This is a genomic window from Verrucomicrobiia bacterium (assembly GCA_035577545.1).
Taxonomy (GTDB): domain Bacteria; phylum Verrucomicrobiota; class Verrucomicrobiia; order Palsa-1439; family Palsa-1439; genus Palsa-1439.
Genome location: DATLVI010000024.1, coordinates 24,699 through 37,783 on the forward strand (window position 1 = coordinate 24,699; position 13,085 = coordinate 37,783).

The window sequence follows — 13,085 nt, forward strand, 5'->3', positions numbered from 1 at the left end:
GATGAGACACCAGTGGGTCGGAGGCCAATGGCTCAAATCCAACCGCGATCGCATCTCCGTCGTCAATCCCGCCACTGAAGAAGTTATCGACCATATTCCGCGCGGCACCGCCGCGGATGCCGATCGGGCAGTTCAAGCCGCGCGTGAGGCCTTCAAAACATGGCGCTGGATGCCCGCTGTCGAAAAGGCTCAACGGCTTCACGCCATCGCCCGCGATCTACGGACGCGGCACAAGGAACTTGCAACCGTCATGACAGAGGAGGGTGGCAAACCCTTCTGTGAAAACCGCGATGAGGTGGAGTGGGTGGCGGCGTGTTTTGATTACTACGCCGAGATTGGACGCAACTCGCGCGGCAGTTCACTCCCGCCGGTCGCCCATCATCAGGTCAACTTTACAATCAAGGAGCCGTACGGAGTGGTGGTTGGCATCATTCCGTGGAACTATCCGCTGCTGCTGATGGTGTGGAAGGTTGCGCCCGCGTTGATGGCCGGCAACACGGTTATCATTAAGCCCAGCGAGGAAACGCCGCTCTCGACCCTGGATATTGCCGACATTTTTGGTGCGCATCTTCCGAAGGGCGTCGTCAATATCGTGACGGGTTTCGGCGAGGAAATCGGCGAGGCGCTGGTGAAGCATCCCGGCACGGACTTGATTGCGCTGACAGGCTCCGTGGAAACGGGCAAGCACGTTGGCCAACTTTGCGCGGCGCAGGTGAAGAAGTTCCACGGTGAACTCGGCGGCAACGATCCGTTTATTGTTTGCAGCGACGCCGACCTGGAGATTGCGAGCCGCGCCTGTTGTTGGGCCGCCTTCCTCAACACGGGCCAGGTTTGTACCAGCGCCAAGCGCATCTACGTATTCGATGATATTGCGGACAAATTCATTCAACGCGTTGTCAAACACACGAAATCGCTGCGGATGGGAAATGGACTCGATCCCAACACGGACATTGGCCCACTGATCAACCGAAAGCAATTGGCGGATGTCGATTCGCGCGTGAAAGACGCGGCGCGTGATGGCGCGAAGGTTCTTTGCGGCGGACGCCGCTCGCCGAAGTTCAAGAAAGGGTTTTTCTACGAGCCAACCGTCATGGTGAACGTAAAACAGAAGATGCGGCTGATTCATACCGAGACTTTCGGGCCGATTCTGCCGATCATGCGCGTCAAGGGAATCGACCATGCCATCGAGTTGGCCAATGACAGCGCGTACGGTCTCGGCGCGAACATTTACACGAACAACATGGAATGGGCGATGGCGGCGATGGAGCGGATCACCGCCGGCACGTTCTGGATCAACGACCCGCTGACTGATAACGATGCCGGCCCGTTCGGCGGGATGCGCCAGACTGGCCACTCGCGCGAACTGGGCGAAGAAGGCATTGACGAGTTCCGCGAAACAAAGCATGTACATCTCGATTACAAACAGGAACTCAAGCCGTACTGGTATCCCTACGCGAAGTACAACCGGCGGGCGGACTGACGCATGTTGATACTGGCCCTTGATCTGGGTACCACGGGCAACCGCGCCATCGTCTTCGACCAAGAAACACGCGTGGTGGCGAAAAGCTACCGGGAATTTCGGCAGCTCTTTCCGCAATCTGGTTGGGTCGAACACGATCCCGCGGAGATCTGGGAGAGCACGCGCACCGTGATCGCGGAGGCGGTCGCCCAGGTGGACACCGGGGAGATTATTGCGGTAGGGGTTACGAACCAGCGGGAAACCGTCGTTTCGTGGGACCCGAAAACCGGGCGACCCTTGCACAATGCCATCGTCTGGCAGGACCGTCGTACCAGTGCTCGTTGCGCAGAGATTAAAAACCAGGGCTTTGAGAAGGAAATTCGCCAACGCACCGGACTGGTTTGTGACCCGTATTTCTCGGCGACAAAAATTCAATGGCTGCTGCAGAATGTGCCGGCTACGCGCAGCGGGGTTTTTGGGACAATTGATTCGTGGATTCTGTCGAAGCTCACTGGTGGTCGGATCCACGCTACGGATGTGAGCAACGCTTCGCGCACGATGCTCTTCAACCTCCAGGAGCGCCGCTGGGACGACGAGCTGCTGAAGTGCTTTGGAGTATCCCGAGAGACCCTGCCCGAAGTGCGTGCAAGTTCCGGCGAGTTCGGCAGGCTGGATCCGGACTTGTTCGGATTTTCCGCCCCGATTTGCGGTGTCGTGGGCGATCAACAAGGCGCGATGTTTGCGCAGGGCTGCTATGAGCCGGGCATCATCAAGAACACCTATGGCACGGGCTTGTTCCTGATGATGAACACAGGGGTGACGCCCCGTGTTTCAAAACATTTGCTCTCCACGATTGCCTGGCAGGTCGGCGACCGGGTTGATTACGCGTTGGAAGGCAGCGTCTTCGTCGGCGGTGCGGCCATTCAATGGCTGCGCGATCAATTGCAAATCATCACAGCCTCTCACGAGACAGAATCGCTGGCGGGAAGTCTCTCCTCCAACGATGGCGTGTACTTTGTTCCGGCGTTGACGGGACTCGGTGCGCCGTATTGGGACGCCGCCGCACGGGGCGCGATCCTTGGTCTCACCCGTGCGACCACCCGGGCGCATCTGGCCCGTGCCACGTTGGAGGCCATTGCCTACCAAACGCGGGACCTCGTGGACACGATGTGCACGGAACTGGGCACGCCGCTAAGCAGGTTGCAAGTGGACGGCGGCGCTTGTGCCAACAATTTCTTGATGCAATTCCAGGCGGATATCCTGGGCGTACCCGTCGAACGGCCTGCGGTGATTGAAACGACCGCGTTGGGAGCGGCCGGTTTGGCGGGACTTCACGCCGGGGTGTGGTCGAGTCCGTCCGATTTCCTGTCCCATCGCCGTGTCGAGCGTGTGTTTCAACCGGCGATGGCCGCACCGTTGCGCGAGAGTTTGTACGCGAAATGGAAGGAAGCAGTGGCGCGTTCGCGTGGCTGGGCCACCTGATAGAACGGTTTCGTTTCGCTCCTGTAACACACCGGTTACCGATTCGCCATCGATGGTCGGCATGGTAGAACTACAATGGAATACCGAACTGTCTGGATGTCCGATCTGCACTTGGGCACTCGCGGCAGTGATGCCACGGGTGTGCTGGATTTTCTCAAGCACAACGAGTTCGAAACGGTGTATTTGGTGGGGGATATCATCGACATCTGGCGACTGCGCCACGAGCGTTACTGGCCCCAGTCGCACAACGACGTGATCCAGAAATTCCTTCGCAAAGCGCGCAAAGGCACGGCGATCGTGATTATTCCCGGCAATCACGACGAGTTTTGCCTCAATTTCCTCGGGGTCTATGGCAACATTGTCGTGAAGGAACAACACGTGCACACGACCGTGGACGGCACACGGCTGCTGGTCTTGCATGGACATGAGTTCGATTCGGTCACCGTGCATGCGAGGTGGATGGCCCATCTGGGGGACGCCGGCTACACCTTGTTGCTGCGGCTGAACCGGCCATTGAACCTGGTGCGCCGCTTGTTTGGTTTCGGCTTTTGGTCGTTGAGCGCGTACGTGAAACAAAGCGTGAAGAAGGTCGTCAGCTCAATCAGCCGGTTTGAAGAGGCCGTGGCCCACTACGCCGAGTTGCATCACGTCGATGGCATTGTCTGCGGGCACATTCACACGCCGGCGGTGCGGCAAATTCGCGGCGTGAATTACTACAACACCGGTGACTGGGTGGAGAGCAGCACTGCGCTGGTCGAGCATTTCGACGGGCGCCTGGAATTGGTGTACTGGCGCGAGGTAACAGCCGGGAATGCAATGGTGGTCGATGCCGCTCCCACCGATTTAGCGGACAAATCCGGACTGCTGGCTGCCACTCGATAGAATGTTTTTTAAAAATGGCGGCCGGCCCTTCGGTCGGGCCAACTCTTTCCGCCTTGCTTGTCCGTTCCTAAAACCTGATATAGCTTGATGGGAGGGAACGCGATGAAGACTTACAAGAATTACGTCAATAATGAATGGGTGAATGGGGCCGGCACTCGTGAGGTTTTCAATCCCGCTACTGGCGAGCCTTTCGCAGTCGTCACGGAGGCGAGCAAAGCGGACGTGGATCGTGCGGTACAGGCCGCGCGCGCGGCGTTCGATACCACGAACTGGCGCGATTCCTCCCAGGCGATGGCCCGTGGCCGCGTCTTGTTCAAGATGGCCGAACTCGTCCGCAAGAACGCCGCGATGCTTGCCGAATTGGAGACGTTGAATTCCGGCAAGCCCATCGTCGAAAGCGAATTCGACATGAACGACGTCGCCACGTGCTTTGAGTATTTCGGCGGCTTGGCGACGAAAATTCACGGGGAAACGCTCGCCGTCCCCGACAACGCGCTGAATTTCACCTTGCGCGAAGCCGTCGGCGTCGCCGCGCTCATTATTCCCTGGAATTATCCGCTGATGATGGCCGCGTGGAAACTTGGGCCGGCGCTAGCGGCGGGTTGCGCAGTGGTTCTCAAGCCGGCCGAGCAAACGCCGCTCACGGCGCTCGAATTCGCGAAGCTGGTGCAGAAGCACATCCCGGAATTGCCGGCGGGCGTTTTCAACGTCGTGACCGGTGACGTCGTGGCAGGCCGGGCGCTCGTCGAATCCGGGCACGTGGACAAGGTCGCCTTCACCGGTGGGGCCGACACGGGCAAGGCGATCCTGCGGAGCATAGGCAGCACGCACTTGAAAAAAGTTTCGCTCGAACTCGGTGGCAAATCACCCAACATCTTTTTCGCGGACGCTGATATCAATGCCGCCACCGATGGTGCGTTGTTTGGCGTCTTCATCAACCAGGGGGAAGTATGCAGTGCGGGATCGCGCGTGCTTGTGCAGCAGGACATCTTTAAGAAATTCATGGACCGCATGAAGGAGAAGACCAAACGCGTCAAGCTGGGAGACCCGCGCAGGCGTGAGACGAAAATGGGGCCGCTGGTGAGCGAAGAGCACCTCGAAAAAGTCACAAGCTACATTGAGATTGGGAAGAAGGAGGCGAAGCTTCTTGCTGGCGGCAATCGTCCGAAGAATTTCAAGAAGGGTTACTACATCGAACCGACGATTTTTGAGACCGACAACACCAGCCGTATCGCTCGCGAGGAGATTTTCGGCCCCGTCGTGGCGTGCATCCCTTTTAAGGACGAGGCCGACGCGCTGAGGATCGCCAACGACACGCCCTACGGTCTTGCCGCCGCCGTGTGGTCCCGCGACATCTTCAAGTGCCTGCGCGTCGTGAAGAATCTCCGCGCCGGTGTCGTCTGGGTCAACACCATGCAACCGTGTTACGTCGAGTCCCCGTGGGGCGGCTACAAAGCCAGCGGCCAGGGCCGTGAGTTGTCATTGCACGGGATGGATGAATTCCTCGAGACGAAACAGGTCCACATCAACCTGAACGAAACGCCGATTGGGTGGTATTGAGGCGCTTCACTTCACCCGGCATGACACCGAGAATTGAGCGCAGTTTTGTAGTTCTTGGTGGCGTGGGTGCGATTGGACGGGTGGTGGTGCGTGACCTGTTCGAGTCGCATTCGCGAAACGGCATCCTGATTGCAGACTACAACGATGCCGGGGCGCGCGCTTACGCGCGTTCATTTCGGGGGCGTCGCGTTATGGCAGCATTTGCGGATGCCAGTCACTCCAGTCAGCTTGCGAAACTCTTTCAGGGTCACGCGGTAGTCATCAACTGCACACAGCACGACTTCAACCTGAGGGTCATGCAGGCGGCACTGGCAGCGAAAGTTCACTACATTGATCTGGGCGGATTATTTCACTGGACGCGTCGGCAATTGAAACTCAACAGCCAATTCAAGTGTGCGGGACTGACTGCGATTCTTGGCGGGGGCTGCGCCCCGGGCATCACCAATGTCATGACGCGGGCGGCTGCTGACCGGTTCAACCATATCGAGTCGGTGCGGATTCGAGTTGGCGCGAGGGATTTGAACACTAAACCCGCCGATTTCTTTTTTCCCTATTCCGCGAAGACGATTGTAGAGGAATTGACCCTCAAGCCATGGGTGTTCACGGGTGGCAAATTCCAGCAAGTGAAGCCCCGCACGGGTTGGGAACAAGTCGATTTTTCAAGGCCGGTAGGCCCGCAGTGGGTGGTGTTGACGCGACACAGCGAGATCGCGACGATTCCACTGACTTTTCGGACGAAGGGTTTGCGGGAATGCGATTTTAAAGTAGGTTTTGATCGCAGATTCGTGCGTGAAGTGGTTAAACGACTGAAAGCGGGCTGGACGGCACGGGATTTCGCCAAGCTACCGACACCACGCGGCAACCCGAACGACTACGAGGTGTCCCGTGTGATTGTTCGCGGGGACAAAAAGACAGTCACAATGGACTGCCGCGCGAGAGCGAATCGGCGCTGGCACGCGAGCGCGGGCGATGTTGACACGGGATGCCCGCCCTCGATCATTGCGCAGATGATTGCGACGGGGGTGATTACGCAGCGCGGAGTCTTGCCACCGGAAGTGGCGGTGCCTATCGAACCGTTTTTTCAAGAACTGGGCGAGCGCGGAATGAAGATCGTCGTGAAGGAGAGCAAACCATGAAAATGTGCGTGGGTGGCCAGTGGGTTGAGACGAGCGAAAGGATTGAAGTGTTGAATCCGTACGACAGTTCGGTGGTCGATACTGTGCCGCATGCCAGCGCCGGTGACATTGAGGCGGCGCTCGCGGCGGCGGTGCGCGGGGCGAAGATCATGGCGAAGCTTACGGCGTGGGAGCGCTATCAGGTTCTGAAGAAGACGGCCGAGAAACTCGAAGCCCGAGCGGAAGAATTCGCTCGCACCATTACGCTGGAGGAAGGGAAGGCCATTGCCGAGAGCCGATTCGAGGTGGGCCGCGCGGTGGAGACATTGACACTGTCCGCCGAAGAAGCGCGACGGATCCACGGGGAAACGGTGCCACTGGACGCGTCACCCGGCGGGGCAGGCAAGATGGGTTTTACCTTGCGGGTGCCGTGCGGAGTGGTGGTGGCGATCAGCCCGTTCAACTTTCCGTTGAATCTTGTGGTGCATAAAGTGGGGCCGGCCATCGCGGCGGGCAACGCGGTAATTATCAAACCGCCATCGAACACACCGCTTTCGGCGCTGAAGTTGACAGAACTGCTTTTGGAATGCGGGCTGCCACCCGAAGCAATCTCGTGTTTGACGGGGCCTGGCGGTGAACTTGGTGATGCGCTCTGCCGCGACCACCGGGTCCGCAAAATCTCCTTCACTGGCAGCGTGCCGATTGGTGAACGGATCTGCCGGAACGCCGGCATCAAGAAGGTGACAATGGAATTGGGCAGCAACTCGCCGATCATCGTGATGCCCGATGCGGATTTGGACAAGGTGGCGGAAGCGGTCGCGGCGACCGGTTATTCAAATGCGGGACAAGTCTGCATCTCGACGCAGCGTGTGATTGCGCAGCAAGCGATCTACGAAGATTTGTTGGTCGCGACAAAATCGAAAGTCGAGGCGCTGACAACGGGCAACCCGCTGGATGAAAAGACGAAGGTGGGGCCGATGATTCGCGAACAGGAGGCGATTCGCGTCGAGCAATGGATACAGGAGGCCGTAAAGGGGGGTGGACGCGTGGTCACGGGAGGCGTACGACGCGGGGCGATTTACACGCCGACAATTGTCGCCGACGTGAAGCCTGCGATGCGGATTTCCTGTGAGGAGCTATTTGGTCCGGCGGTTGCCTTTACGCCGTTCCATGATGCCGACGAGGCGCTGGCACTCGCCAACGACAGCCGTTTTGGCCTTGCCGCGGGTGTGTTCACGGAGAGCCTCGACACCGCGATGAAGTTTGCCCGCGAGCTGGAAACGGGTAACATCCATATCAATTGGGGACCGCAGTGGCGCGCGGACCTGATGCCCTATGGCGGCCTGAAAAATAGTGGCTTCGGGAAGGAAGGTCCACGGTACGCGGTTGAAGAAATGACCGAGCTGAAAATGGTGGTTTTTCACATGAAACATTGATGTGTTGACGTTATTTTGAAGTCTGTGCTACAAGTTCAGCGAAGTTTAGCAGGATGGCAGGGGGGCAGGTAACGATAACATCATGCGAACGGTGACACAGCCACGGTCGGGAGGGGCTTCAGTTGTGGACACGCAGTTACAGAATCATAATATCAGAGTTGAACGGAAGCACTTCACGTTTGACCTGAGAGAGAACCCGCGGGGCCGTTTCTTGAGAATCATCGAGGAGGTTAATGGTCGCCGTGACGCCATCATCATCCCCCTGACAGGAATCGAAGATTTCCGCGATCAACTGAACGAGATCATCAAGTTCAGTAAGACTCTCACACCGCAGACTTAAGGCATCAGGCTCATGCAGTGGGAAGCGTATGGGTAGACGGGACGCCGCCACGCATGTGCACAGGATCTGTCGCAAGCCTGGCTACCGCTTATTCCGCGCCTGAATCCGCTCAATGGCCGCCTGCGCCTTGTCTCTCACAGACGGCTCTGGATCCACGAGGAAGAGGGCCAACGCATTCGTGCCCTCGGCGAGGCCGCATTCGCCGAGCGCTTCCACAGCGCGGCGTCGGACTTCGGCGTCGTTGAACTTGAGCGCGCTGGTTAGCGGCGCCAATGCCGCCGGGTCGTGGAGCCTGGCCAGTGCAACCGCGATCCCGAATTGCTGTGGTGGTCCTGCTGACGCGAGAACGCGCAAGAGCAAGGGACGAGACGATTCGGTGGCCAGATCGTACAGGGCGCCAATTGCGCTATATTGCACATAGCCGTCCGGGTCCGGGAGCAATTGAACCAACCAACCGATTGCCCGCGCGTCCCCAATCTTGCCGAGGGCAGTGGCCGCTTCGGCGCGCACGAACCAATTGTCGTCAGACAATAATCGAAACAGCGGTTTGAGCGCCGCGGGGTTGCCAAGACGCCCCAAAGCGCGCGCACAATCATGCCGTATGTCGGGATCGGGGTCTTCCAGGGCGCGGACAATCTCGCGAAAGTCGCTCGCCTTGGGCTGATCGGCGACGAGCTTCGCTGCGTTCACACGGACTATGCGGTCGCGATGACGAAGTAGCTCAATGGTGAGCGACTTGCCGGCGGGGACCTGCTGCAACGCGATGGCCGCCAAATCGGGCTTCTCGGCCCGGAGCAACACCACAACACGCATGCGCAAGAAGGCTGCCGAGTCAGGATGTTCCCGGAGATAGGCCTCGACAGTGTCCGCGGCAGCGCGAACGTGACCTTCGTCCAGCAGCTTATTGGCCTGAGCCAGGGTAACCTGCTCAGGATTCCGCGCACAGCCGGCGAGCAAAAGGACGGTCATCAATAGAGCGATACGTAACATGATGAATAAACTGACAGACTGATCCCAATTGCAGTGCCTACTACAGACCTGACGCCCTGTATCTTTGACTCTGGCTGCGAAGTGGTCAAGAGGGAACTACGACGGTAATACGGGGCTTCGGGGTTGACACCCTTTCGGGTGGCCCGTAGAGTAAGAACACTATGCTGGGGTCGACATTGAGCGCAGGTGTTCCACTTACGGCGCGTTCTGGCGGCAATCTGTTGGAATTGTTGGAACCGATTGCCGTTGAATTGCCTCGAGTGGAAATCGCGCTCGCGAATCAGATCGGCGGTTTTGACCCGCGCCTTGGCGAGCATATCCAATACATTTTGGGGGGCACAGCCAAGCGCCTGCGCCCGAGTTTGGCGCTACTGGCGGGGGGTACGACCGGGGGGGTTACTGAAGAGCATATTACCTTGGCAGTCATCGTAGAGCTCATCCATGTTGCTACGTTGGTGCATGATGATATTTTGGACGAAGCTGACCTGAGGCACCGACTTCCTACGTCTAACTCTCGGTGGGGCAACGAGATAAGTGTTTTGCTTGGCGACTGCTTATTTGCGCACGCACTGCGGCTTGCTGCAAGTTACCCAACTACAGAGGTTTGCCGCAGGGTCAGCGAGGCGACCAATACGGTTTGTTCGGGCGAAATTGTTCAGACTCAACGCCGTTTCGACCTTGGTTTGACTCTCGAGCAGTATCTGGACATCATAAACATGAAGACCGGAGCTCTTTTTGCGGTTAGTTGTGAATTGGGCGCCTTTTTGAACGGTGCACCTCCCAACATCGTCAAACGTATGAATGAATTCGGCACCAATCTAGGGATCGCGTACCAGATTTATGATGATTGTGTGGATATTTTTGGCCAGGAACGACAGGCGGGAAAATCCCTCGGAACAGACATGAAAAAGGGAAAGCTAACACTCCCATTCCTCCTGTTGTTACAGCACGTCGATTCCGAAAGCCGCCAGGAACTGGGGGCGATGATTCTTCGCAACGCTCAGGACGAGCAACAGCATTTGCTGCGGCTTGTGTTGGGCAATGGCGTCGTGGGGGAATCACTCGCAACGATTGACACCTACATCTCCCGCGCGCGGAGCAATCTCTCGGCGCTACCACCCAACATTTACACAAGGGCATTAGCGGCCCTCACTGATTATCTTTCGGGGCAAAGCCGGTCGCTCCTAAAGGAAACCGCCGCCGCATAGTTCATCGACGGCTCCAGGGCATAAGGGACATTTGCTGTGATCGCAATGAAACTAAAAGAAAAACTCGGACTCAGCGGCACCGCGCTGCGGCCGACGAGCGCGCCCGCGCCTGCTGCGGAGTGCGAAATTGATTTGCGACACGAAGAGGATGAGGCACTCGTGCGACGCAGCCAGAAGGGCGAAGGTGCCGCCTTCGATGTTCTGGTCGAGCGCTACAAAGAACGGCTCTACGCCACGGTTTATCACATGACGTCGAACCACGAGGACGCCAACGACCTTGTGCAGGATACGTTCATCAAAGCTTACAAGAGCCTCCAGAGTTTTCGCGGCCAATCGAGTTTCTACACGTGGGTCTATCGCATTGCCGTGAACCGCACGATCAACTTCGTCAAGCGACGCAAGAACCGCAACCAGTACAGCCTCGACGACCTGGACAGTTCGATCCAGAGCGATCCGGATCTGGTGGAGATGCAGTCTCATGCCACCCCGCGGCGCGAGGTGGGCCTGAACGAACTTCAGGAAAAATTGAACGAAGCGCTGCAAAAACTGTCTGAATCACATAGAGCGGTAGTGACTATGCACGACGTTCAAGGCATGACACATGCTGACATTGCGAAGGTAATGGGGTGCTCCGAAGGCACCGTGCGATCGCGGCTTTTTTATGCGCGGCAACAGTTGCAAGGATTGCTCAGCGAGTATTTGTAAACCGTCATGGATTGCCAGAAGGTACAACAATTGTTCGATGATCTCACGCACGAGCGGCTCGCGACGGCGACCGCCGCGCAGGTGCGGCAGCACCTTGCTGATTGCACGGACTGCCGGGTCATGGAGCAACGCACCGGGCGCCTGCAGCGGTTGCTTGCTCTCAAGCGCTATGAGCGACCGGCGCCGGGGTATTTCGACAATTTCCTTTCCGAGTTTCATGGCCGGTTGTTGACGGAAGCGCGGCAGATCGGATGGTGGGAAAGAGTGTTGGGGCGTGTGGATGATTTTCTGGCGGCGGAATCGATGCGGGTGTGGCGTTACAGTTTTACCAGCGCGCTGGGAGTCGCGGCGGTAGTGGGTCTAACCTGGATGGGCCTGCGTCAGGCGAGCGATCCCGCTGTTGTCGCTGTTGACCCGACAGTTACTGCCAATTCGTCTTTGGCCGATGCCGATGCGATGCTTCCCCCACCACAGTCCACGCCGAATACGATCGTAGCGTCGCTCCCCGGCCTGTCGCCAGTCGCTTCGGCGGATTACCAATCTTCGTCAATGAGCGGTGTGGTTTTGGTTCCCACTTCGGCGCGCGCGGATTCCTCAGCGCCTCGCTACGTACTGGATCGCATTTCTGTCACACCGGCCAGTTATGACGTACCGAGCGTCCATTTCTAGGCGGCGGGTCGCGTTTGGGGCCGCGTTTCTCGTTCTCGCCAATACGACAGCGGTCCTGGCAGCCGGGTTGTTGGAGACCATCGATCAGGAAGTCTCCACGATTTATGAGAATTCCAAGGACACCGTCGTCAAGGTTCACGCCCAGCGTCAATTTCAAATCGGCGCTTTGCCATTTAGTCCGCCGCAACGTGTGGGCACCGGGTTTTTCACCGACAGGGACGGCCACATCCTGACGGCGGCCACCATTGTGGACGACGCGGATAGTTGCTGGATCGAGTGGCACGGCCAGAAAATCAATGCGCGGGTCGTTGGGCGGGATCCGCAAACGAATCTCGCTCTGCTAAAGATTGAGCCAGCCGCCGGCAGCCCAACGCCATTCCTGCCGCAAGGCAATTCGGATGAGCTCCGGGTGGGGTCGATGGTCGTCGCCATCGGATTTCCGTACGACCTACCGAGCGCACCCGTGGTGGGTTTCATCAACGGGATCGACATTCGTTGTGGCAGTCACGTCTTTGCTACGAGCCACATCCGCGCCAGCTGCCGGTTAAGCCCGGGACAGGGTGGGGGCCCGATGTTGAACGTGCGCGGGGAAGTTGTCGGCATCGCGATTGCTGCGCACGCGGACGACCAGTGCTACGGATTGCCGATCAATGCCGCCCACAAAATCTGTGCGGACCTCCTCGAGTTTGGGCAACCGCAGTACACCTGGGTGGGTCTTGGCGTTTCGGAGCGGCAACTGGCCATCAATCCGACGGTTTCCAACCAATGGCAGGTATTCATCCAGCAGGTTTATTCGAATACGCCCGCGGCCGCGGCAGGGTTCCGCGATGGCGACACGCTCTTGAGCATCACGAGTAATGAAGTGCACCGTTCGGCGGACGTTCTCAATACGATGTTCTGCCACCGTGTCGGTGACACAGTAGAATTCACGGTACTGCGAGGTGGACAGGAGCAGAAACTCCTATTGGTCGTCGCCGCCCGTCCCCCTCAGGAATCGTTCAGCGCCCAAACCACCCCTCAACCCGGGCTGCTTAGGGCGCCTGGCCAGTGGCTGACTATTGTCCCGAGCTCGCAGGAACATTGACCCAGTGCGACCACCGCAGAGGAGGTCACGTTGCTTGAACCCCGGTCACGATCCTGCTACGGTGCGTAAGTAATGTGAACCCATCTACCAGGGATCTCGAACGCATCGCCAACCGTGTGCAGGAACTCCTCGCGGCTGCGGGCGCCCGCAAGCCG

Annotated in this window: 12 protein-coding genes; 11 read left to right on the forward strand and 1 reads right to left on the reverse strand. The window is 58.3% G+C overall.

The window, feature by feature from the left end:
* Position 1 precedes the first annotated feature (1 nt).
* From VNL17_07940 to VNL17_07970, 7 genes are all read left to right on the forward strand, one after another.
* Positions 2–1,480: an aldehyde dehydrogenase family protein gene (locus VNL17_07940; protein ID HXI84004.1), complete on the forward strand. Its 1,479-nt coding sequence runs from the start codon at positions 2–4 to the stop codon at positions 1,478–1,480.
* Between the two features lie 3 nt (positions 1,481–1,483).
* Positions 1,484–2,941 (forward strand): glycerol kinase GlpK, encoded by a 1,458-nt coding sequence (glpK, locus tag VNL17_07945; GenBank protein ID HXI84005.1) that lies wholly within the window; start codon positions 1,484–1,486, stop codon positions 2,939–2,941.
* Between the two features lie 75 nt (positions 2,942–3,016).
* The gene (locus VNL17_07950) at positions 3,017–3,823 is read left to right on the forward strand and encodes a UDP-2,3-diacylglucosamine diphosphatase (protein ID HXI84006.1); all 807 of its coding nucleotides are present in this window, start codon (positions 3,017–3,019) and stop codon (positions 3,821–3,823) included.
* A 102-nt stretch (positions 3,824–3,925) separates the two neighbouring features.
* Positions 3,926–5,383: an aldehyde dehydrogenase family protein gene (locus VNL17_07955; GenBank protein HXI84007.1), complete on the forward strand. Its 1,458-nt coding sequence runs from the start codon at positions 3,926–3,928 to the stop codon at positions 5,381–5,383.
* Between the two features lie 20 nt (positions 5,384–5,403).
* Positions 5,404–6,519: a saccharopine dehydrogenase NADP-binding domain-containing protein gene (locus VNL17_07960; protein HXI84008.1), complete on the forward strand. Its 1,116-nt coding sequence runs from the start codon at positions 5,404–5,406 to the stop codon at positions 6,517–6,519.
* Entirely contained in the window at positions 6,516–7,934 is a 1,419-nt protein-coding gene (locus VNL17_07965; GenBank protein HXI84009.1) for an aldehyde dehydrogenase family protein, read from the forward strand. The genes VNL17_07960 and VNL17_07965 overlap by 4 nt, the downstream gene beginning before the upstream one ends.
* Before the next feature lie 82 nt (positions 7,935–8,016).
* A complete protein-coding gene (locus VNL17_07970; GenBank protein HXI84010.1) occupies positions 8,017–8,274 on the forward strand; it encodes a DNA-binding protein in 258 nt (85 codons plus the stop codon).
* 81 nt (positions 8,275–8,355) lie between these two features.
* Here the strand turns inward: VNL17_07970 and VNL17_07975 are convergent, their stop codons facing one another.
* A complete protein-coding gene (locus VNL17_07975; protein HXI84011.1) occupies positions 8,356–9,264 on the reverse strand; it encodes a HEAT repeat domain-containing protein in 909 nt (302 codons plus the stop codon).
* Between the two features lie 161 nt (positions 9,265–9,425).
* Here VNL17_07975 and VNL17_07980 point away from each other — a divergent pair, with 161 nt between their 5' ends.
* The 4 genes from VNL17_07980 to VNL17_07995 are packed head-to-tail and all read left to right on the forward strand — an operon-like array spanning position 9,426 to position 12,930.
* On the forward strand, positions 9,426–10,472 hold the full coding sequence (locus VNL17_07980; GenBank protein HXI84012.1) for a polyprenyl synthetase family protein: 1,047 nt from the start codon (positions 9,426–9,428) through the stop codon (positions 10,470–10,472).
* Between the two features lie 45 nt (positions 10,473–10,517).
* Positions 10,518–11,177 (forward strand): sigma-70 family RNA polymerase sigma factor, encoded by a 660-nt coding sequence (locus VNL17_07985; GenBank protein HXI84013.1) that lies wholly within the window; start codon positions 10,518–10,520, stop codon positions 11,175–11,177.
* A 6-nt stretch (positions 11,178–11,183) separates the two neighbouring features.
* Entirely contained in the window at positions 11,184–11,846 is a 663-nt protein-coding gene (locus VNL17_07990; protein ID HXI84014.1) for a zf-HC2 domain-containing protein, read from the forward strand.
* On the forward strand, positions 11,821–12,930 hold the full coding sequence (locus tag VNL17_07995; protein HXI84015.1) for a S1C family serine protease: 1,110 nt from the start codon (positions 11,821–11,823) through the stop codon (positions 12,928–12,930). The genes VNL17_07990 and VNL17_07995 overlap by 26 nt, the downstream gene beginning before the upstream one ends.
* Positions 12,931–13,085: the final 155 nt, after the last annotated feature.